The organism is Pseudoxanthomonas sp. 134C1 (assembly GCF_057773065.1).
The window spans coordinates 503,723-524,437 of sequence record NZ_JBYMTH010000001.1; the positions used below are offsets into that span (position 1 = coordinate 503,723).

Genomic DNA, 20,715 nt, shown 5'->3' on the forward strand with positions numbered 1-20,715 from the left:
GTCGATGTTGACCGCCGCTGATTACCGGCCTCCCCTCTGGCTGCGCAACCCGCACCTGCAATCGGTACTGGGTTCCAGCCTGATCCGGCGCAGACGTGGCGTGCATGCGCTGCAACGCGTCGGCGCGACGAACGAGGAAGTCATCGTCGACGGTGGCGACGGCGTACGTCTGCAGGGCTTCCACAGTCAGGTGCCCGGCCGCGCGCCGCGCGCGCTGGCGGTGCTCCTGCACGGATGGGAAGGCAGCGCCGACTCCAGCTACATGCGGATGACCGCAGCCGAACTGCTGCTGCGCGGTTTCGACGTGTTCCGGCTGAACTTCCGCGATCACGGCGACACCCATCACCTCAACGAGGAACTGTTCCACTCCAACCGCCTCGACGAGGTCGTGCATGCGGTGGGTGACATCGCGAGCCGCTATTCGATCCGGCCGATGGTGCTGGCGGGTTATTCACTGGGTGGGAACTTCGCCCTGCGGGTGGCCCTGCGCGCACAGCAGGCCGGCTTGCCACTGCGGCGGGTGGCGGCGGTCTGCCCGTTGCTGGATCCGCACCGGACCATGGACTACATCGAGAACGGGCTGCAGATCTATGACTGGTATTTCCGCCGCAAGTGGCGCAGTTCGCTGCTGCGCAAGCGCCAGCTGTTTCCGGAACGCCATTCCTACGACGACGCGGTGCTGGCGCAGGACATGCGCGGACTGATGCGCTGGGTGGCGGAGCGCCATACCGGCTTCGGCACCCTGGAAGCCTACTTCGATGGCTACTCGATCGCCGGCGAGCGCCTGGCCGGCCTGCAGGTGCCGTCGGACATCCTGATGGCGCAGGATGATCCGGTCATCCCGTTCGAAGACTTCGAACACTGGCATCTGCCCGCCACCGCGCATCTTGAAATCGCGCCCTGGGGCGGGCATTGCGGATTCATCGAGAACGCCGCCTGCGACGGGTTCGCCGAGCGCTGGGTCGCCGATCGCCTGGAGGCGGCGTTCGCCGACGACTGAACCACCGCGCGTCAACATGGTGGCCGTTCAACGTCATCAGGGAGGCCCGCATGCGTATCCGCAGCCGGAGTTTCGAGCCCGGCCAGCCCATTTCCGCCGAGTTCGCCATGGGCCAGGCCGACGGATTCGCCGGCAACCGCAACCCGCACCTGATCTGGGATGACGTGCCCGCCGGCACGCGCTCGTTCGCGCTGCTGTGCATCGATCCCGATGCGCCGACGGTCGCCGAGACGGTCGGGCGCGAGGACATGGAGATTCCGCAGGACCAGCCGCGCGCCGATTTCGTCCACTGGACGATGATCGACATTCCCGCCGACCTGCGCGAAATCGCCGCCTGCAGTTGCAGCGATGGCGTCACCGCGCGCGGAAAGCCGTCGCCGCCCGGCCCGGCCGGCGCGCGCCAGGGTCTGAATGACTACACCGGCTGGTTTGCCGGCGACGCGCAGATGGGCGGCGACTACCTCGGTTACGACGGTCCGTATCCGCCGTTCAACGATCAGCGCGTGCACCGCTATTTCTTCCGCCTCTACGCGCTGGACGAGGCCTCGCTGAAGCTGCCGGATCGCTTCACCGCCGCCGACGTGCGGCGCGCAGCGCAGGGACACGCGCTGGCCGAGGCGGAAGTGCATGGCATTTATACGCTCAACCCGCGGTTGCGCTGAGTAAAGAAAAAAGCCGGACCTCGCGGCCCGGCTTTTCATTGGCGATGCATCGCCAATGCTTACTTCTTCACGTTCTCCGACTCGACCACCATGTCCAGCACGTAGGCGGTGTCGGAGGCGTCGGCGGGCACCGGGTTGCGCTTGAAGCGCTTCACCCGCACCACGTTGCGGATGCCGGCTTCATGGGTGTAACCCTCGATGTCCTCGTAGAAGTTCTGCCATTCGCCCTCGGACGACTTCACGCCCTTGTCGTCGTAGCGGATCTCGCGCACCTGCAGGCACTGCTTGTTCGGGATCAGCGGATGGCTGCACGGCTTGGTTTCGGCCGCGACTTCCAGGAACGCCTGCTCGCCCGGGCCGCCGTAGCGGGTTTCGGCGGTGGGTTCACCCGCGAAGGTCAGCACGTCGCCGGTGGCGGTGGTCAGGGTCAGACGGGCTTCGTCGCCGCCCTGCACCGTGAGGGTGGAACCGCCTTCCAGACGCTTGCCGGCTTCGCCTTCCAGCGCCATCAGCTTGCTGTCGGCGCAGGCCATCTGGGTCGACATCATCGGCGACACCGTCAGCTTGTCGCCTTCCAGGGTGTAGCCACCGCCCATCCGGTTGCAGGTGTTGCTCACGCCCAGGCGGCCTTCGGCGAAGTCGAGAGTGAGCGGATGATCGGCGCGGGCGAACAGCGCATCGATGCGCTTGCCCTGCGCGTCCTTCGCGTCCTGCAGGCGCCAGTGATAAGCGCCCAGCGCGGCGGTACCGGTGGGAGCGGCCGGCGTCGCGGCGGCGGGAGTCGTTGCGGCGGGCGGTTCGGTGGAGGCTGGCGGAGTCGCTTCCGGGGCCGGCTTGGCGCAGGCGGCCAGGGCGATCGGCAGGGCGAGCAGGATGAGTCGTTTCATGGGGTTCTCCTTGAGGGTGACCAATGCAAACGAATGGCGGTCCGGAATGGGGTGGACCCTTGGCCCACTCCGCTCAGGTGCCGTTCGGGGAAGCGCCGATCCCCGGGTCACCGCATGGCGCTGGTGTGGCTCAGCTTCCGGCGGGCATCAACAGCAGCAACAGCGCGCCGAAAACGATGCGGTAGAAAGCGAAGCCGGTGTAGCGGTGCGACTTGATATAGCCCAGCAACCATTTGACGACGATGAAGCCGGTCAGGGTGGCGGCGGTGAAGGCCAGGCCGACCTCGCTCCAGTTCTCGCTGCCGATGGCGCCGTCCTTGACCAGTTCCAGGAAGGCGTAGCTGCTGGCCGCGAACATGGTCGGAATGCCGACCAGGAACACGAACTCGGTGGCCGACGAACGCCGGCTGGTGCCGGCCAGCATCGCCATGAAGATGGCCGCGGCAGAACGCGAGGTGCCCGGGAACACGCCCGCGACCACCTGCGCAAGGCCCACCAGCACCGCGACTTTCCAGGTGATGTTGGATTGATCGCCGCGCTTGCCGGCGAAATGTTCGGCCACCAGCATCCACACGCCGCCGATGATCAGCGCCCAGGCGATCGGAGTCAGCGTTTCGGGCAATTCCCAGCCGGCCAGACGCACCGGCAGGCCGACCAGCGCGGTCACCAGGAAGGCGGTGATGATCTTGGCGATGTAATCGCGGTTGGCCGGCTCGCGCCAGCCGCGCGCCAGTTCCCACAGGCGATCGCGGAACACCAGGGTGATGGCGAGGATGGCGCCGGCCTGGATGACGATGTTGAAGAAGTCGGAGCGGTGGCCGAGCCAGCGTTCGGCGATGAGCAGGTGACCGGTGCTGGAGATGGGCAGGAATTCGGTGATGCCTTCGATGATGCCGAGCAGGAGCGCGGCGAGCAGGTCGGTCATGGGACGCGGGTGGCTGGGCGGGAAGCGACAAGGATAGAGGATTCCCGGTGTTTCAAATTGGTGCAATCTGTCCGGAGAATGCACCAAACAAGTGCTAATCGTCGAAACGAGAGGATTTCAGGCCTTTCAAAAACAATGGCTTATCAAGCTTCCCCGGTTGGCACACTGTTTGCTGAAGACAGGTCACGCTCCTACCAACCCGAGGTTCCAAGATGTCTGCGGACAATGTTGAAAAGCTGATCAAGGACAACAAGGTCGAGTTCGTCGACCTGCGTTTCGCGGACGTTCGCGGCGTGCAGCATCACGTCACCTTCCCGGTCAACATCGTCGAGCCCTCGCTGTTCGAGGACGGCAAGATGTTCGACGGCAGCTCCATCGCCGGCTGGAAGGGCATCAACGAGTCCGACATGGTGCTGCTGCCCGACGCCAGCACCGCCTTCCTGGATCCGTTCACCGCCGATCCGACCATCGTGCTGACCTGCGACGTGCTGGATCCGGCGACCATGCAGGGCTATTCGCGCTGCCCGCGCGGCGTCGCCAAGCGCGCCGAGGCCTACCTGAAGTCCAGCGGCATCGCCGAGCAGGCGTTCTTCGGCCCGGAACCGGAATTCTTCATTTTCGACTCCGTGCGCTACGCCAATGAAATGGGCCACACCTTCTTCAAGATCGATTCCGAGGAAGCGGCCTGGAACAGCGGCACCAAGTACGAAGGCGGCAACAGCGGCTACCGCCCGGGCGTGAAGGGCGGTTACTTCCCGGTCGCCCCGGCCGATACCCTGCACGACATCCGCGCCGAGATGTGCAAGACCCTGGAACAGGTCGGCATCGAAGTCGAAGTGCACCACCACGAAGTCGCCACCGCCGGCCAGTGCGAAATCGGCACCAAGTTCAACTCGCTGGTCAAGAAGGCCGACGAGCTGCTGACGATGAAGTACATCATCAAGAACGTGGCCTTCCGCAACGGCAAGACGGCGACCTTCATGCCCAAGCCGATCGTCGGCGACAACGGCAGCGGCATGCACGTGCACCAGTCGCTGGCCAAGGGCGGCACCAACCTGTTCTCCGGCGACGGCTACGGCGGCCTGTCGCAGATGGCGCTGTGGTACATCGGCGGCATCTTCAAGCACGCCCGCGCGATCAACGCCTTCACCAACTCCGGCACCAACAGCTACAAGCGCCTGGTGCCGGGCTTCGAGGCGCCGGTGATGCTGGCCTACTCGGCCCGCAACCGTTCGGCTTCCTGCCGCATTCCGTGGGTGTCCAACCCGAAGGCGCGCCGTATCGAGATCCGTTTCCCGGATCCGCTGCAGACTGGCTACCTGACCTTCGCCGCGCTGATGATGGCCGGCCTGGACGGCATCCGGAACCAGATCGATCCGGGCGCGCCCAGCGACAAGGACCTGTACGACCTGCCGCCGGAAGAAGAGAAGAACATCCCTCAGGTCTGCTCCAGCCTCGACCAGGCGCTGGAAGCGCTGGACAAGGATCGCGACTTCCTCAAGGCCGGCGGCGTGTTCAGCGACGACTTCATCGACGGCTACATCGCGCTGAAGATGCAGGAAGTGACCAAGTTCCGCGCGGCCACGCACCCGCTGGAATACCAGCTGTACTACGGCAACTGAGCAACCGCGGCGATGGCGACGGAAACCCCTCCCACCCGTCGCCATCGCCGCACCTCGACCCGGCTGGGGAGCCGGGGAGCCACACCGCTTCAAGGAGATCGCAACACCGGCAGCACAGGGGAACGCAACACAGAGCAACACAGGAGAGATCCATGAGCCGCCACTCCCTCCCACGTCACCTTCCGTCACCGCGATGCATCGCGGCGATGGCAGGTGCGGCTCATGGGTTGTTCCGCACCGAGAACGTGTACGCCGCCAGGGGGCTGCGCGCACGGGTGTCCTGAAACCACCGGCCGGCTGCGGCCGGCCGGTTCCATCCACCATCGGGGTATGCGCATGAAACTGATCACCGCCATCATCCGGCCGTTCAAACTCGACGAGGTCCGAGAGTCCTTGTCGCAGGCGGGCGTGTCCGGCATCACCGTCACCGAAGTCAAAGGCTTCGGCCGGCAGAAGGGCCACACCGAGCTGTATCGCGGCGCCGAGTACGTCGTCGATTTCCTGCCCAAGATCAAGATCGAAACCGTCGTCACCGACGAGCGCCTGGAAGCCGTCATCGAGGCCATCCAGCAGGCGGCCGGCACCGGCAAGATCGGCGACGGCAAGATCTTCGTGACCACCATCGACCAGGTCATCCGCATCCGCACCGGCGAAGTCGGCGCGGACGCGCTCTAACACTCGGAGCCCCCACATGAAGACTCGACTGTTCGACGGGTGGAAAGCCCGTGCGCAAGCGTTGTGCCTGGCCGCCGTGTGCGGCGTGATGACGATGGGATTCGCGGTGGGCGTTTCGGCCCAGGATCCGGCGCCCGCGCCGGCGCAGGACACCGCGGCGCCGGCCGCCGCCGAAGTCGCGGCGCCGCTCGCCGAAACCGCACCCGCAACCACTGCATCCACCGAAGCCGCTCCCGCCGTCGAAGCCGCGCCGGTGGTGGAAAAGGGCGACGTCGCCTGGATGCTCACCTCCACCCTGCTGGTGCTGCTGATGGTGGTGCCCGGCCTGGCGCTGTTCTACGGCGGCATGGTGCGTTCGAAGAACGTGCTGTCGGTGCTGATCCAGGTCGCCACCGTGTTCTCGCTGCTGGTGATCCTGTGGGTGTTCTATGGCTACAGCCTGGCGTTCTCGGGCGAGGGACCGTGGATCGGAAATCTCGACAAGGCGCTGCTGAAAGGCGTGACCCTGGAATCACTGGCGGCGACCTTCAGCGCCGGCGTGAGCCTGCCGGAGTATGTGTTCGTCGCGTTCCAGGCGACTTTCGCCGGCATCACCGGCGCGCTGATCGTCGGTGCCTTTGCCGAGCGCGCGCGGTTCGCGGCGGTGCTGCTGTTCTCGGTCCTTTGGTTCACCTTCGGCTACCTGCCGCTGGCGCACATGGTGTGGGCCGCGGGCGGGTTCCTGTTCGAGAAGGGCGCGCTGGATTTCGCCGGCGGCACCGTGGTGCACATCAACGCGGGCGTCGCCGGCCTGCTCGGCGCGTACTTCGTCGGCAAGCGCGTGGGCTTCGGGCGCGAAGCGCTCAAGCCGCACAACGTGACCCTCACCTTCGTCGGCGCCTCGCTGTTGTGGGTGGGCTGGTTCGGCTTCAACGCCGGCTCCAACCTGGAAGCCAACGCGGGCGCGGCGCTGGCCTTCCTCAACACCCTGCTGGCCACCGCCGCGGCGATCCTGGGCTGGGCGGCGACCGAGAAGTTCACCAAGGGCAAATCCTCGGCGCTGGGCGTGGCGTCCGGCGCGGTCGCCGGCCTGGTCGGCATCACCCCGGCCTGCGGCACGGTCGGTCCGTTCGGCGCGATCGTCATCGGCCTGGCGGCCGGCGTGATCTGCGTGTGGGGCGTGAATGGCCTCAAGCGCCTGCTGGGCGCGGACGACAGCCTGGACGTGTTCGGCGTGCATGGCCTGGGCGGCATCGTCGGCGCGATCCTCACCGGCGTGTTCAGCGCGGCCTCGCTGGGCGGGGTGAAGGGCGAGGGCTACGACATCGCCAGCCAGGTCGGCATCCAGGCGCTGGGCGTCGGCATCACCCTGGTCTGGATCGGCGTGGTGTCGGCGGTGTCCTTCCTGATCGCCAAGGCCGTGTTCGGGCTGCGGGTGCCCGAGGAATCCGAGCGCGAAGGCCTGGACATCACCTCCCACGGTGAATCGGCCTACGAGGCCTGACCCCGCCACCGGGGCGGCTTTGCACTAAACTGGTGCAATGTCGGCCCCGGTGACTTTTCCCATGTTTCCCGCACCCACCCCCGATGCGCTCAGTACGCCGGTGGCCTGGACGGATGACTCAGGCCATATCGCCGGGGTCAATGCGGCCTTCGCCCGCTGGCTGGGCGTCAGTGCCCGGCGCTTGCAGGGCCAGCCGCTGGCGGCGCTGGAAATGGAGGGCGACGCGATGGCGCGCTTCCTGGAAAACAGTGAACACGAGCTCCTGCGCCTGCACCGCATGGCGCTGGGCATGCCCGGCGAGGCGCCGCGTTTCGCCGAAGGCTGGCTGTCGCGGCGGGAAGGCGGTGGCTGGCTGCTGGAGGCGCATCCGGTGGACGAGTTCCCCGCGACGGACCCCACCCAGGTGCTGCCGAGCGCGCTGGGCGCCGCCCTCAAGGGCCTGGCCCATGAACTGCGCAACCCGCTGGCCGGACTGAAGGGGGCCGCGCAGTTGCTCGCGCGACGGGCCGGCCAACGCGCCGACAACGAGGACGAGCGCGAGCTGATCGACCTGATGGAATCGGAGATCGGCCGCCTCAACACCCTCCTCGATCAATTGCTTTCCCCCACACCGCAACGGCCGCATGCGCCGCTCAACATCCACGCGGTGCTGGAGCGGGTGCTGCGCCTGGCCGAAACCGAAGGCGGCTGGTCGGTGCGCCTGCAGCGCGACTACGACCCCAGCCTGCCGGAACTCCCCGGCGACGCCGATCGGCTGACTCAGGCGGTCTGGAATCTGGTCCGCAACGCCATCCAGGCCGGTGCGGCCAGCGTGATCCTGCGCACGCGGGTGGAGCATGGCCTGCGCATCCACGACCATCTGCACGCGATGGCGCTGCGGGTGGAAATCATCGACGACGGCCGTGGCGTGCCCGAGGAACTGGCCGAACACCTGTTCCTGCCGCTGGTCAGCGGACGCGCCGAAGGCAGCGGGCTCGGCCTCGCGCTGGCCCAGCAGGTCGCGCGCGAACACCGCGGCACGCTTACCTATCGCTCCCGTCCCGGACATACCGTCTTCACCCTGCTCCTGCCGCAGGGTGGCGACGGGGAAGAGGAACGCCATGTCCACTGACGCTTTTCCGCCGCCTGCGCAACGCATCTGGGTGGTCGACGACGACCGCTCGGTGCGTTTCGTCCTGGCCACCGCGCTGCGTGACGCCGGCTACGACGTGGACGGTTTCGACAGCGCCGCCGCGGCGTTGCAGGCGCTGGGCGCGCGCGGCGCGCCGGACCTGCTGTTCACCGACGTGCGCATGCCGGGCGACGACGGCCTCGTCCTGCTGGACAGGTTGAAGGCCTCGCATCCGCAGCTGCCGGTGATCGTGATGTCCGCCTATACGGATGTCGCCAGCACCGCGGGCGCGTTCCGTGGCGGCGCGCACGAGTTCCTGTCCAAGCCGTTCGATCTGGACGACGCGGTCGCACTGGCCGCGCGCGCGCTGCCGGATGCCGAACAGGAGGCGGCGCCTTCACCGGAGCCAGGCACGTCGGCGCAGGGCACACCGCACCTGATCGGTGACACTCCGGCGATGCGTGCGCTGTTCCGCGCGATCGGCCGACTGGCGCAGGCCCCCTTGTCGGTGCTGATCAACGGCGAGACCGGTACGGGCAAGGAACTCGTCGCGCGCGCGCTGCATCAGGAATCACCGCGTGCGCGCAAGCCTTTCGTCGCGCTCAACACCGCCGCGATTCCGGCCGAGCTGCTGGAGAGCGAGTTGTTCGGGCATGAGGCCGGCGCGTTCACCGGCGCGCAGAAGCGCCATGTCGGCCGTTTCGAGCAGGCCGATGGCGGCACGTTGTTCCTGGACGAAATCGGCGACATGCCCCTGCCGCTGCAGACCCGGCTGCTGCGCGTGCTTGCAGAAGGCGAGTTTTTCCGGGTGGGCGGACGCGAGCTCATCCGGGTCGACGTGCGGGTGATCGCGGCCACCCACCAGGATCTGGAAACGCTGGTCGCCGAAGGACGCTTCCGCGCGGACCTGTTGCACCGGCTCGACGTGGTGCGCCTGCAACTGCCGCCCCTGCGCGAGCGCCTCGCCGACGTGCCGCAACTGGCCGAGAACTTCCTGGCGGCGGCCACCCACAAGCTCGACATCGCCCCCAAACGTTTCTCGCACGCGGCGACGGCCCTGCTGCAGTCGCATGCCTGGCCGGGCAATGTCCGCGAACTGGAAAACGTGTGCTGGCGCCTGGCCGCCCTCGCCCCGGGCGACGTCATCACCGGCGCCGACCTGGAAGCCGCCCTGCCGCGCGGGACCTCGCCGGCGCCCGCGGCCACGGGATGGGACGAGGCGCTGGCGGCCTGGGCGCGCGCACGTCTGTCCGAAGGCGCCGATGGCCTGCATGCCGAGGCCCGTGAGCGTTTCGACCGGATCTTGCTGGAAGTGGCGCTGGAATTCACCCAGGGCCGGCGGGCCGAAGCCGCGACGCGACTGGGCGTGGGGCGCAATACGGTGACGCGCAAGCTCGGACCGGGGCGCAAGCGCCGTTGAGTTCATTGCACCTGAATGAAGCTGGGGTTACGTTTGCGGGCTCACGCTTTCAGGAGATGACCATGCGTACCGCACTGCTTGCCACCGTCACCGCCGTCGCGCTCGCCGCCTGCGGCAGCAATCCGAAGCCGGCCGAACAGCCCGCCGCCCCGGCCGCCACCAGCACCGCCAAGCAGGGCGTCGCCAACCTCGCCTCGGCGTCGGGCAGCCTGGTCAGCGGCAAGATCACCCTCGTGCCCATGGCCGACGGCGTGCATCTCACCGGCGAAGTCGGCGGCCTGCCGGCCAACAGCACCCACGGTTTCCACGTGCACGAGAAAGGGGATTGCAGTGCGGTGGATGCCAGCAGCGCCGGCCCGCATTTCAACCCGACCGGCAGCGCCCACGGCAAGGCCGGCGGCGGCGCGCATCATGCCGGCGACATGGACAACGTCGCGGCCAATGCGGAAGGCGTGGCGCGCATCAACATCCATCTCACCGGGGTCACCCTCGGCGGCGGCGCCCCCAACGACATCGCCGGTCGCGCGCTGATCGTGCACGGTTCTCCGGACGACTACACCAGCCAGCCGGCCGGCAACGCCGGCGCGCGCGTGGCCTGCGGAATCATCACGGTCACGCAGTAAGCCAACGCGATGGCGCGGGAGCGATCACCGCGGTCGCTCCCCGCGACGCCGGGCCTAGGTCTGGTCAAGGGCCTGGCGCGGGTCTGCGCCACCGCCGCAGTGCGCGAACACCACCGGGATGCCATGCGCCTCCAGCACCGCGGCGAACTGCTGCTGGCGGGCGAGGAAATGGTTGTAGGCCCGTTCGAGTCGTTCGTCGGTGGACTCCTGCGGCGCGTAGCGCGCGCGCCAGCTGGCCGGTTCGAACAGCGCGATGTGCACTTCGCCATCGCGGTAGCGCAACAGCGGTTCCGGCGGCGCATCCAGCCACTCTTCCTGCTCCGGCGCCAGCAGCGCGGTCTCGATGACCGGCCAGAGTGCGTCCAGACCGCCATGGCCGTACTGCATGGCGGTCATCGCGGCGAGATCGTGCAGGGTCAGGTAACGCGCGTGTTCGATCTGCGTGCCGAAGGCCTGCTGCGCCAGCAATGCGGTATCGGCCTGCGCCATGCCGGTTTCCAGCAACACCGCTTCCAACCGTTCGGCAACTTCGGAAACCGTATGGTGTTCGCCACTGAGCGTGAAGGGCAGCAAGCGCAAGGGGCCGCCCGCGAGATCGCCATCGGCGACGAAGGGCATCGGCACTTCGCCCTGTTCGTCGGCGCCGAACGCGATCATGCGCGGCCCGCTGTTGCGCCCCGGGGCGCGCAGGTGCAGTTCCTGCAGGCGGCGATGCAGCGGCCAGCCCGGACGCAGCGCCTCCGCGGGATCGAAATGCGCGGCTGCCAGGGTCAGATCCAGATCGCGGATGGCGGGCACGAGCGCGGCCAGATCCCGTCCGATCCGTTCCACCAGCACGGCGGCATCGGAGGGCCGGAGCGCGGCCTGCGCGGGAACGGATCCGGCGGAGAGTTCCAGCGCCAGGAATCCCTTCACGTCGGCGGTCGATGCGGATGAGGTCATATCTCGGTTTGGCGGCGATGGAGGGGGGCATTACACTCTCGCATTATGCCTGCCGCCGCCGCGGCTTCCGAACCATAAATCCGTGATGAGGTCCTCCATGCCAGCCGCCCGTCCCGTCGCCATCCTCGGTGGCGTCCGCATTCCGTTCTGCCGGCAGAACACCGCCTATGCGGATGTGGGCAACCTGGGCATGTCGGTGCGCACGCTGGGCGCGCTGGTCGAACGCTTCGGCCTGCATGGCCAGCAACTCGGCGAAGTGGCGATGGGCGCGGTGATCAAGCATTCCAGCGACTGGAACCTGGGCCGCGAAGCCACCCTGTCCTCGGGCCTGTCGCCGCTGACGCCGGGCATCACCCTGCAGCGCGCCTGCGGCACCAGCCTCGACAGCATCATCACGATCGCCAACAAGATCGCGCTGGGCCAGATCGAATCCGGCATCGGTGGCGGTTCGGACACCACCTCCGACGTGCCCATCGTCTACGGCAAGAAGCTGCGTGCGCGGATTCTCGCCGCCAACCGCGCCAAGACGACGCAGGACAAGATCAAGACGCTGGTGAAGGGTTTCAAGTTCAGCGAGCTCAAGCCCGAGTTCCCCGGCGTGGCCGAGCCGCGCACCGGCAAGAGCATGGGCGATCACTGCGAGGACATGGCGAAGGAGTGGAACATCTCACGCGATTCGCAGGACGAACTGGCGGTCGCCTCGCACAAGAAGTTGGCGGCCGCCTACGAGCGCGGTTTCTTCAGCGACCTGATCGCGCCGTTCCGTGGGCTGGAGCGCGACAACATCCTGCGTCCGGACACCTCGCTGGAAAAACTCGCCACGCTCAAGCCGGCGTTCGACAAGACCTCCGGACGCGGCACCCTGACCGCGGCCAATTCCACGCCGCTGACCGACGGCGCCGCCGCGGTGTTGCTGGCGAGCGAGGAATGGGCGCGCACGCACGGACACGAGCCGCTGGCCTATCTGCGTGACGCGCAGGTCGCGGCGGTCGACTTCGTGCATGGCGAGGGTCTGCTGATGGCGCCGACGGTCGCGGTGCCGGAAATGCTCAAGCGCCATGGCCTGACCCTGCAGGACTTCGATTTCTACGAAATCCACGAAGCCTTCGCCGCCCAGGTGCTGTGCACGCTGCGCGCCTGGGAGAGTGAAGACTATTGCCGCAACCGTCTTGGCCTGGATGCGCCGCTGGGCCGGATCGATCCGGAGAAGATGAACTCGAATGGCTCCTCGCTGGCCACCGGTCATCCGTTCGCCGCGACGGGTGCGCGCATCGTCGCCACCGCGGCCAAGGAGCTTAAGCAGCGTGGCGGCGGCCGTTGCCTGGTGTCCATCTGCACCGCCGGCGGAATGGGCGTGGTGGCGATCATCGAACGCTGAATCGCCTGGCGGCGGGAGTGTTGTCCCGGCGCGGGCGTTTTCTACCGGACATGCGAACGGCCGGAGGCCGCTTCCCGCGCTTATGCGTCGAGCGCGCGCCTGTCAGCCGCGCAACCTCGGCAAGCCGTGCTCGTCGCGCTCCTCGACTACCGCGGCGTCGAAGATCTTCTGCTTCATGTCGCGCCCCGGCAGTTCGACCGGGGCGTCTCCGCGTTGTGCGCGCAACGCGTTGGCGTAGCTGCGCCGCGCACTGGCTTCGTCGCCCGAGGCGGCAAAACCGTCACCCAACTCTTCCCAGGCATCCGCACCGGCGCCCTGCGCCAGTGCGCGATGCAGGAATTCCTGCGCCTGTGGCCATTGGCCCTGCTGGCGGGCGAGCCGCGCCAACGTGACCAGCAACGCGGAACTGGCCGGATGCGCCTGCAGCCAGCGCTGCGCGCTGGCCCGACGCGAATCGGCCTTGCCTACCGGCAGCCGCCCGTACAGATCGACCAGAGACTCGTCCCAACGCGCGTCGATCGCCGACTCCAGGCTGCGTATGGCGGCATCTTCCCAGCGCATCGCGGCGGCGCGTTCGGCGTAGGCGGCGACGACGTCGGGATCGTTGCGCAGCGGTTTGGGCAGTGTTTCCCAGCGTTCGGCCAGGATATTGGCATCGTTCGCCTCGCGTACCGCCCGCGCGGCCAGATCTTTCTCCAAGGTTTCAAGCTGGCCGCTCGAGAGGGATTGCTGTTGCTTCATCGCGCCCAGCAGGCCGTACGCCTCGCCGCTGCGATTGAGCTGGGTCAGCGCCTGCGCGCGCAACGCCAGGCCGCGCGGTGGCAGCGGCTGCGCCGTGGATGATTCCAGCGCGGTCAAGGCTTCGATCGGGGACTGCCGCGCCAGCGCGCGATCCGCGATGGCCAGCGCATGCGCCGCCGCACTGCGCTGCGCCAGCGCCTCCAGATGACGACGCGCGGCCGTATCGTCCTCGCGCGCATCGGCGGCGCGCAGTGCGGCGACGCGTGCGATCGCGCCGACCTCGTCGTCTTCGGCGGCACGTTCCAGGAGTTTCTCGGCCCGGTTCCAGTGTCCGCCATGCAGGCTGTCCAGGCCTTCGATGAGGCGCGCGCGCGCCTGCTTGCGACGATGCCGTGCCCAGGCGCGGAACGGCAGGGTCAGTACTTTCAACAACAGCCAGAGCACGCCGGCGACCAGCAGCAGCGACAGCAGTGCGCGCGGCACGTCGGTTTCCCAGTCGTTGCCACCGAACTCCACGAACACCCTGCCGAAATCGCGGGTGTGCTCCTGCGCCAGCCACTGCGCGGCGAACACGCCGAGGGCGAGCAGGATCAGCAGGACGACGGTGGTGCGGAACACCTTCATGGCGTGACCTCCGGTCGGGCCGCCGCGGGAGCGGGCGAGGGTGCGGTGAAGTCGGCGCTGCGCAGGCCGCGCAGCTGTTCCAGGGTGCTGCCCAGCAGCGGGCTGTCGCCGCGCAGCGGCAACCTGCGCATGGCGACCAGCTGCTGGCGACCCTGACGCAGGGCCGGTGAATCCGGCCACAACCGGGTGATCCATTGATCGATGCGGTTCAGCGAGGACTGGAAGCCGGCGGCGTCACCGCGCTCCAGAGCGGCATGGGCCAGACTGACCTCGATGCGCAGTGCCGCTTCGCCCGCATTGCGATCGGACGGGGCGACGAACGCGGCCTGGCGGCTGGGACGCACGTCCACCAGCGGGGCCAACCAGCGTTGCCAGCGACGCTGTTCCGATTCCGCCGCCGGGGACGCGGAACGCTGCGGCCAGCCGGTGAGGCCGGCGGCGAAGGCGTCGAGCTGCTGACTCAGGCGCGCGCGCGGACCCACGCCCAGCGCATCGAGCGCCTGGCGTTCCTGCGCGAGCGTCTGTTTCAGATTGAGCAGGCGGTGATCGTCGATACCTTCCAGCGCGCCTGCCGCGAGGGCATAGGCCCGTCGCGCGCCATCCAGATCATCGGCCACGCTCAGCCGTTGCCCGGCCAGCGACAAGAGCATCTCCACTTCGTCCAGGCGCAGCGCCTGCGCGCCGTGGCGGCTGGGATCGGCGAGTTTGGCGACGCTTTCTTCCAGCAAGGCGCCGCGTTGCCCGAGCCCCAGCACCTCGTCGCGCAGGATCCGGTTGGTGGCCGCCGCATCCTGCACCCGCTGGGTCAGCGTGCGCTGATCCCGGCGCACCGATTCCAGCCGCTGCTCGATGGCGGCCAGATGCTGCGCGGCATCGGCGGCGCGGGCCTGCGCCTGCGCGTCACGCGCCTTCCAGCCGCGCCAGCCCAACGCGGCGATCGCGGCAAGCGCGATCAACACCAGCAGCCAGATGAAGGCGCCTCGGCCGGTACGGCCGGTGCGGGTATGGGAGGGGGAAATTGTTTCGTCGTTCACTCGGCCGTCCTTGTCGTTCATTCTGGCGGGCGTCGTGTGCTCATGCTAGCGGATCACGCCGCATGACGGCGCTTGCCGCGCTGTCCAGCAACTGTGAGTTGCGCGGCCCGGCGGCCAGCACAATCCGGCTGAAGCCCCCCAGCGCCGCCTGTTCCGCCAGCCGTTCGCTGGCGGCGATCGCCGGCATGCGCAGCAACTTCGCGCGCGTCTCCGCAGGCAGGTGCGCCATGACCCGTTCAAGCGCGCCGCCACTGCTGATCAGCAGGCACGCGGGCGCACGCAGCCGGTCCAGCGCCTGCAAGCTGCGATGCGAAAGGGGAACGTCGACCCGCGCGTACACATCGGCGCGTTCCAGTTCGGCGCCGCGTGCTTCCAGGCCTGGCGCCAGCACGTTGCGACCGGACGGCGCGGTGACGAAACCAATCCGCCGGCCGGCGATCGATTGCAGCTCTGGCAGGGCCAGCAGGCCCTCGCTGTCCATCCGCGCCGGAGCGCTGACCCGGGGAATTCCCTGGCGACGCAGCGCGCGTGCGGTACCGCTGCCGACCGCCAGCCAGATCTGACCCGCCCCGGCCTGCAGCGGGCGCAGGCGCGCGGCCGCGGCGACAGCCGCGGGACTGGTGAACAGCACAAGGCCGGCATCCAGCGCCCGTGCCAGCGCGGCGCGTGCGTCGTCGTCGTCGCGCACGGCGACCCGCCACGGCGACAGCGCCAGCAGCGCCGCGCCGCGCCGCGCCGCCGCGCGGCGCAAGGCGTCATGCCCGCCCTGCGGCCGCAACGAGATCACGTACCATCCTGCGTCTTTACCGGAAGCCATGGGCCGATTATCCGTGATGAATGTCGAAGCTGCGCTGGAGCACCTGCGCGCGTACTGCCGCGGGATGCCGCCCGTGGCCGCGCTGCAGGTCGAGGTCGCCGGCTACGCGGACGGCACGCTGCGCCTTGCCGCGCCGCTGGCGGCGAACGTCAACGACAAGGGCACCGCCTTCGGTGGCAGCCTGACTTCGTTGATGACGGTGGCCGGCTGGGGGCGGGTGATGCTGGGCCTGGACATGGCCGGCGAGGTCGCCGAGGTCTACGTGGCCGACAGCAGCATCCACTACCTCGCGCCGCTGCGCTCGGATCTGCATGCGGAGGCCTGGGTCGCACCGGGGGAATCCTTCGAGGACTTTCTGGCGACCCTGCGCCAGCGCGGACGTGCCCGGATCCAGGTCGAGGCCGCGGTGCGCCTGCCCGACGGCAGCGCGGCCACCACCCTGAGCGGTCGCTTCGTGGCCATCGCCAGGCGGTAGGATGGGGAGACCTGTGGGGGAGAAGAGCCGATGCAGATGAGTCTGCGGTGGATGCTGCTGCTGGTCATGACGTTGGTCGCGTTCAGCGCGCAGGCCGCGGGGGCGCGACAACGGGCCAAACTGGAGCAGACCCAGAACGCCTACGCGGCGGCGATCCGCTGGGGGGATTTCGAAGGGGCTTGGACCTTCGTTGAACCCGCCTACGCCGGGGCGCATCCGATGGGCGAGTTCGAACTGCGCCGCTATGAGCAGATCCAGGTATCCGGCTATCGCGACCTGTCCAGCCTGGTGGAGCCGGACGACGTGGTCGTGCGGCTGATCGAGGTCCGGGTGATCAATCGCCATACGCAGGCCGAGCGGACGCTGCGTTACCGCGAGCGCTGGCGCTGGGATGCCGAGGCCAAGCGCTGGTGGCTGGTGGGAGGGCTGCCGGACTTCTGGGAAGGCCAGTAGGACCCTCCGCCGCAGTCCGTGCTCGCTATGCGACAATCGCGGTTTTCCCCGACCCGCGTATTCTTCCCGTGAGTTTCGAAAAACTGCAGGCGTTCGTCGCCCATAGTCCGGTCCTGTCGCTGCTGCTCGTCGGCCTGACCCTGGTCATCCTCTACACCGAAATCGCTCGCCTGTTCCGTGGCTACAAGGCCCTGCGGCCGGCCGAACTGACCGGTCTCATCAATCGTGAGAATGCCTTGGTGGTGGATCTGTCCGCCAGCGGTGACTTCGACAAAGGGCACATCGCCGGCAGTCGCAACGTCGCGCCCAGCCAGTTCGACCCGGAGAGCAAACTGCTGGCTCCGGCCAAGGCCCTGCCGGTGGTGATGGTGTGCCGCAATGGCCAGGCGTCCGCGGACGCGGCCAAGCGCCTGAAGAAGGCCGGCTTCACCCAGGTGCACTGGTTGGATGGCGGCATCGCCGCGTGGCAGCAGGCCGACCTGCCGTTGGTCAAGGGCCGCTGAGCCGCCCTTGATTCCGGCCGGTCGCGCCGCCAAGACATGCCATAATCACCCTCTTTACCTTCCGTTAACCGAATTCCCGGAGTTCCGAAATGTCCGAAGAAACCAACAATGGCGCCGTCGCGCCGGCCGAAGCTGGCGCCGCGTTCACCGTCGAGAAGATCTACGTCAAGGACGTTTCGTTCGAAGTCCCCGGCGCGCCGGCCATCTTCACCGAGAACGTGCAGCCCGACCTGCAGCTCAACCTCAATCAGCGCGTGCAGCGCCTGAACGAGAATGCGTTTGAAGTCGTGCTCGGCGTGACCCTGACCTGCAAGGCCGGCGACAAGACGGCCTACGTGGCGGAAGTCCAGCAGGCGGGCATCTTCGGCCTGGTCGGCCTGGAGCCGCAGGCGGTCGATGTGCTGCTCGGCACCCAGTGCCCGAACATCCTGTTCCCGTACGTGCGCCAGCTGGTCAGCGACCTGGTCCAGGCCGGCGGTTTCCCCCCGTTCTTCCTGCAGCCGATCAACTTCGACGCCCTGTACGCCGAAACCCTGCGCCAGCGCGCCGCGCAGCAGGGCGGCGAGGGCGAACTTGCCAACACGGAACCGGCGGGCAACGCCTGATTCATGAGGCACAATCCCGTCGTGGCGCGAACCGCGCCGATGGGGGCGACGCATGGCTGATTCCCTGAGGATTGCCGTCCTCGGCGCGGGCTCCTGGGGCACCGCGCTGGCGGCGCTGATGGCCCGCAACGGCCATCAGGTCGTCCTGTGGGGCCGCGACGAAAAGGTCGCGGTCGCCATCGACGCCCAGCACGAAAATCCGCGCTACCTGCCGGGCATCGCGCTGCCGGATACCCTGCGTGCCACCACCGATCTGGCTGTCGCCATGCGCGATGCCGAACTGGTGCTGGTGGTGGTGCCGTCGCACGCCTTCACCGAAACGCTGAAACTGATCGCGCCGCTGCGGCCGGCCGGTGCCGGTGTGGCCTGGGCGACCAAGGGCTTCGAACCGGGTTCGGGCCGTTTCCTGCACGAAGTGGCCGAGGAGATCCTGGGCGCGGGCGTGCCGCTGGCGGTGGTCACCGGTCCGTCGTTCGCCAAGGAAGTCGCACTGGGCCTGCCCACGGCGGTGACCGTGCATGGACATGACGCCGCCTTCGCCCAGCTGATGGCCGAAGTGCTGCACGGTCCCGCGTTCCGCGCCTATACCGGCGACGACATGGTCGGTGCCGAGCTGGGCGGCGCAATGAAGAACGTGCTGGCGGTAGCCACGGGCGTGGCCGACGGCATGCAGTTGGGATTGAATGCGCGCGCGGGCCTGATCACCCGCGGCCTCAATGAAATGCTGCGGTTGGCGGCGGCGATCGGCGGCAAGCCGGAAACCCTGATGGGTCTGGCGGGGCTGGGCGATCTGGTGCTCACCGCCACCGGCGATCTGTCGCGCAACCGGCGGCTGGGTCTGGCGCTGGGACGTGGCCAGTCGATCCAGGACGCCGTCCGCGAAATCGGTCAGGTGGTCGAGTCGATGCAGGCCGCCGACGAGGTCATGCGCCAGGCCGAGCGGCACGATATCGATCTGCCGATCTCCAGTGCGGTCCGCGCCGTGCTGCATGGCGAGCTGACGCCCACGCTCGGATTGCAGCAGCTGCTGTCGCGGGAACAGAAGCCGGAGTATCCGGAAACACTGTTCAAGTAATGCGTCGCTGAGTTGAAAGACTAGAAAGCCCGGCCAATGACCGGGCTTTTTTTCTGCCTGCCACAGGAACGCCGCGACGTGTCGGCGACGCAGCAGCGCAGGAACACGACCGAGCAAGAGCAAGAGCAAGAGCAAGAGCAAGAGCAAGAGCAAGAGCAAATCCTCCTCGGTCCGCCTTCTTCGAAGGGGCAGGTGGAGGCTGCATGGCGGCTGGGCCGCAATAGCCCCCTTTTCAAAAGGGGGCGGGCACCTGCGAAGCAGGTGACGGGGGGATTTGCTTCTGCAATGAAAGCCAGGATTCCCTGCATGCTCCTCATCAATGCGGGGAGCAAGCGCAGGTTCCACCAAACGCAAACCCGAAAAAAAGAAGCCCGGCTTGTGGCCGGGCTTCGGGTCGCGACGTGGGGAGAGAGAGACACGTCGCGGGAGGCGGTTCGCTTCCTGGATTACCAGCTGAAGCGCGGACCGACGAACCACTGGGTGTCACCACCGTCGACGATTTTCACGTCGGCCGCAGCGCTCCAGTTCGGGGTGAACTTCACCTGCGCGCCGAGGCGGCCGTAGAAGTCACCGTCGTAGTCGTCACCGTCTTCATAGCCGGCCAGGGCGTAGCCGTTCAGGCGATTGGTCAGCGCGCTGTTCACGCCGACCTCGACGCTGTAGCCATCGGCGCTGAAGCCCGGAACGCGGATGCCGGACGGGGTGGTGAAGCGATCGGTCTTGACCTTCTCATAGGCCACGCGGGTCAGCAGATCCACGCGCTTGGACAGCTCGTGGTTGTAGCCCACACCGACGCGCCACTGGTCGAAATCGACCTTCACGTCGTCCACTTCCTGCTGGCTGTAATCAGCGAACAGGTGGAAGTTCGGGTGGATGGCCACCGAACCCTTCAGCGCCCAGCCGTCGGAATCCGGACCATCGATATTCGTCTTGGTGTAGCCGCCTTCCACGTAGTTGTAGGAGACGCCATCGGCCGCTGAGGCGGCGAAGGGCAGGGCGGCCAGCAGGGTCAGGGCAAGCAAGGACTTCTTCATACTCTCAAACCTCGATTTTTGTAGTTGGTATCCAGCGCTGAAGGCATTGCCCGTTCGCAGCTGGTGATGTGAATTATCCGTTAGCGCCCTCAATGCGCCCTGAATATCAAACTGAGCAGTACATAAATTTGGCCGAAAAATCAGGAACTTTCGGCACATCCACACGCGTGTTTCGTGATCGCGGAAGCGGTGATGCGTCATCGGATTCCACTGCGCGGAACAGGCATGCATGGCATGCCGGGGACCGGTGGACATCGAGCCATGCGTGGCGAACGGTGTCCGCTGGCACCCGCCCGCATCGATACCGATGCTTCCCCATCATGTCCCTCCTGGATTCCGTATCCACGACACCAGCTGCGATGCCGCAATCGAATGGCGTGGTCGTACGTGATCATGCGCGTCGCAATCCGCGGTTTCATCCTGGGACGAAGCCAACGCTCTCGGAGCAATCAGAACCAGATCGCGAAGCGGCTGCCGCCACAAGGTGTGGCGCATGGCTCGACCTTCATTGCGCCGCGTTCCATCCGCGAGCGGATGATTTCCATGGCGGCTTGATAGGGCCAATCGAAAAGCGGGGCGCATCATCGACAGCATTCAACATCCGGATGAGGCGAGCTGCGTCCGTC

22 protein-coding genes are annotated in these 20,715 nt (G+C 67.6%); 15 read left to right on the plus strand and 7 right to left on the minus strand.

All coding sequences use genetic code 11. The features are described from left to right. The first annotated feature begins 7 nt into the window (after positions 1-7). Together AC3DEZ_RS02195 and AC3DEZ_RS02200 are read left to right on the plus strand one after the other, a co-directional pair. Positions 8-1,000: a YheT family hydrolase gene (locus AC3DEZ_RS02195; protein ID WP_488387038.1), complete on the plus strand. Its 993-nt coding sequence runs from the start codon at positions 8-10 to the stop codon at positions 998-1,000. 50 nt (positions 1,001-1,050) lie between these two features. Next, positions 1,051-1,662 carry a YbhB/YbcL family Raf kinase inhibitor-like protein gene (locus tag AC3DEZ_RS02200; protein ID WP_488386745.1) on the plus strand — a complete coding sequence of 204 codons (612 nt, stop codon included), beginning with the start codon at positions 1,051-1,053 and terminating at the stop codon, positions 1,660-1,662. Positions 1,663-1,721: 59 nt separating this feature from the next. Here the strand turns inward: AC3DEZ_RS02200 and AC3DEZ_RS02205 are convergent, their stop codons facing one another. Next, positions 1,722-2,549, minus strand: coding sequence for a DUF4377 domain-containing protein (locus AC3DEZ_RS02205; protein WP_488386746.1), 828 nt, complete (start codon positions 2,547-2,549; stop codon positions 1,722-1,724). Between the two features lie 130 nt (positions 2,550-2,679). After that, the gene (locus AC3DEZ_RS02210; protein ID WP_488386747.1) at positions 2,680-3,474 is read right to left on the minus strand and encodes an undecaprenyl-diphosphate phosphatase; all 795 of its coding nucleotides are present in this window, start codon (positions 3,472-3,474) and stop codon (positions 2,680-2,682) included. Between the two features lie 212 nt (positions 3,475-3,686). Here AC3DEZ_RS02210 and glnA point away from each other — a divergent pair, with 212 nt between their 5' ends. From glnA to AC3DEZ_RS02240, 6 genes are all read left to right on the plus strand, one after another. Further along, positions 3,687-5,096, plus strand: coding sequence for a type I glutamate--ammonia ligase (gene glnA / locus AC3DEZ_RS02215; RefSeq protein ID WP_447104184.1), 1,410 nt, complete (start codon positions 3,687-3,689; stop codon positions 5,094-5,096). A 336-nt stretch (positions 5,097-5,432) separates the two neighbouring features. Next, a complete protein-coding gene (locus AC3DEZ_RS02220; RefSeq protein WP_055941078.1) occupies positions 5,433-5,771 on the plus strand; it encodes a P-II family nitrogen regulator in 339 nt (112 codons plus the stop codon). Positions 5,772-5,787: 16 nt separating this feature from the next. After that, positions 5,788-7,254: an ammonium transporter gene (locus AC3DEZ_RS02225; protein ID WP_488386748.1), complete on the plus strand. Its 1,467-nt coding sequence runs from the start codon at positions 5,788-5,790 to the stop codon at positions 7,252-7,254. A gap of 61 nt (positions 7,255-7,315) precedes the next feature. Next, positions 7,316-8,365 carry a two-component system sensor histidine kinase NtrB gene (locus AC3DEZ_RS02230; RefSeq protein WP_488386749.1) on the plus strand — a complete coding sequence of 350 codons (1,050 nt, stop codon included), beginning with the start codon at positions 7,316-7,318 and terminating at the stop codon, positions 8,363-8,365. Then, positions 8,355-9,785, plus strand: a complete 1,431-nt coding sequence (gene ntrC, locus AC3DEZ_RS02235) for a nitrogen regulation protein NR(I) (RefSeq protein WP_488386750.1) — start codon at positions 8,355-8,357, stop codon at positions 9,783-9,785. Before AC3DEZ_RS02230 ends, ntrC begins: the two co-directional genes overlap by 11 nt. 56 nt (positions 9,786-9,841) lie before the next feature. Continuing rightward, a complete protein-coding gene (locus AC3DEZ_RS02240; RefSeq protein WP_447104188.1) occupies positions 9,842-10,408 on the plus strand; it encodes a superoxide dismutase family protein in 567 nt (188 codons plus the stop codon). A 54-nt stretch (positions 10,409-10,462) separates the two neighbouring features. Here AC3DEZ_RS02240 and AC3DEZ_RS02245 read toward each other — a convergent pair whose 3' ends face one another. Further along, positions 10,463-11,350: a hypothetical protein gene (locus AC3DEZ_RS02245; RefSeq protein WP_488386751.1), complete on the minus strand. Its 888-nt coding sequence runs from the start codon at positions 11,348-11,350 to the stop codon at positions 10,463-10,465. Positions 11,351-11,447: 97 nt separating this feature from the next. On the opposite strand from AC3DEZ_RS02245, the gene AC3DEZ_RS02250 reads away from it, so the two are divergent. Then, a complete protein-coding gene (locus AC3DEZ_RS02250) occupies positions 11,448-12,728 on the plus strand; it encodes an acetyl-CoA C-acetyltransferase (protein ID WP_488386752.1) in 1,281 nt (426 codons plus the stop codon). A 102-nt stretch (positions 12,729-12,830) separates the two neighbouring features. On the opposite strand, the gene AC3DEZ_RS02255 is transcribed toward AC3DEZ_RS02250, so the two are convergent. The 3 genes from AC3DEZ_RS02255 to AC3DEZ_RS02265 form a co-directional block, all read right to left on the minus strand. Beyond that, positions 12,831-14,093, minus strand: a complete 1,263-nt coding sequence (locus AC3DEZ_RS02255; RefSeq protein ID WP_488386753.1) for a heme biosynthesis HemY N-terminal domain-containing protein — start codon at positions 14,091-14,093, stop codon at positions 12,831-12,833. Beyond that, on the minus strand, positions 14,090-15,064 hold the full coding sequence (locus AC3DEZ_RS02260; RefSeq protein WP_488387039.1) for a uroporphyrinogen-III C-methyltransferase: 975 nt from the start codon (positions 15,062-15,064) through the stop codon (positions 14,090-14,092). The genes AC3DEZ_RS02255 and AC3DEZ_RS02260 overlap by 4 nt, the downstream gene beginning before the upstream one ends. Before the next feature lie 103 nt (positions 15,065-15,167). After that, positions 15,168-15,944, minus strand: coding sequence for a uroporphyrinogen-III synthase (locus AC3DEZ_RS02265; RefSeq protein WP_488386754.1), 777 nt, complete (start codon positions 15,942-15,944; stop codon positions 15,168-15,170). Between the two features lie 16 nt (positions 15,945-15,960). On the opposite strand from AC3DEZ_RS02265, the gene AC3DEZ_RS02270 reads away from it, so the two are divergent. The 5 genes from AC3DEZ_RS02270 to AC3DEZ_RS02290 all read left to right on the plus strand — a co-directional run bounded on the left by AC3DEZ_RS02270 (position 15,961) and on the right by AC3DEZ_RS02290 (position 19,055). After that, on the plus strand, positions 15,961-16,419 hold the full coding sequence (locus tag AC3DEZ_RS02270) for a YiiD C-terminal domain-containing protein (protein ID WP_488386755.1): 459 nt from the start codon (positions 15,961-15,963) through the stop codon (positions 16,417-16,419). Positions 16,420-16,449: 30 nt separating this feature from the next. After that, positions 16,450-16,872 (plus strand): hypothetical protein, encoded by a 423-nt coding sequence (locus tag AC3DEZ_RS02275; RefSeq protein WP_488386756.1) that lies wholly within the window; start codon positions 16,450-16,452, stop codon positions 16,870-16,872. A gap of 68 nt (positions 16,873-16,940) precedes the next feature. Then, positions 16,941-17,375: a rhodanese-like domain-containing protein gene (locus AC3DEZ_RS02280; RefSeq protein WP_488386757.1), complete on the plus strand. Its 435-nt coding sequence runs from the start codon at positions 16,941-16,943 to the stop codon at positions 17,373-17,375. Positions 17,376-17,464: 89 nt separating this feature from the next. Further along, on the plus strand, positions 17,465-17,980 hold the full coding sequence (secB, locus tag AC3DEZ_RS02285) for a protein-export chaperone SecB (RefSeq protein ID WP_141454559.1): 516 nt from the start codon (positions 17,465-17,467) through the stop codon (positions 17,978-17,980). Positions 17,981-18,032: 52 nt separating this feature from the next. After that, positions 18,033-19,055, plus strand: coding sequence for an NAD(P)H-dependent glycerol-3-phosphate dehydrogenase (locus AC3DEZ_RS02290; protein ID WP_488386758.1), 1,023 nt, complete (start codon positions 18,033-18,035; stop codon positions 19,053-19,055). Positions 19,056-19,501: 446 nt separating this feature from the next. On the opposite strand, the gene AC3DEZ_RS02295 is transcribed toward AC3DEZ_RS02290, so the two are convergent. Beyond that, positions 19,502-20,089, minus strand: coding sequence for an OmpO family porin (locus tag AC3DEZ_RS02295; protein ID WP_141454557.1), 588 nt, complete (start codon positions 20,087-20,089; stop codon positions 19,502-19,504). A 372-nt stretch (positions 20,090-20,461) separates the two neighbouring features. On the opposite strand from AC3DEZ_RS02295, the gene AC3DEZ_RS02300 reads away from it, so the two are divergent. After that, positions 20,462-20,644, plus strand: a complete 183-nt coding sequence (locus AC3DEZ_RS02300) for a hypothetical protein (RefSeq protein ID WP_488386759.1) — start codon at positions 20,462-20,464, stop codon at positions 20,642-20,644. The last annotated feature ends 71 nt before the right edge of the window (positions 20,645-20,715 follow it).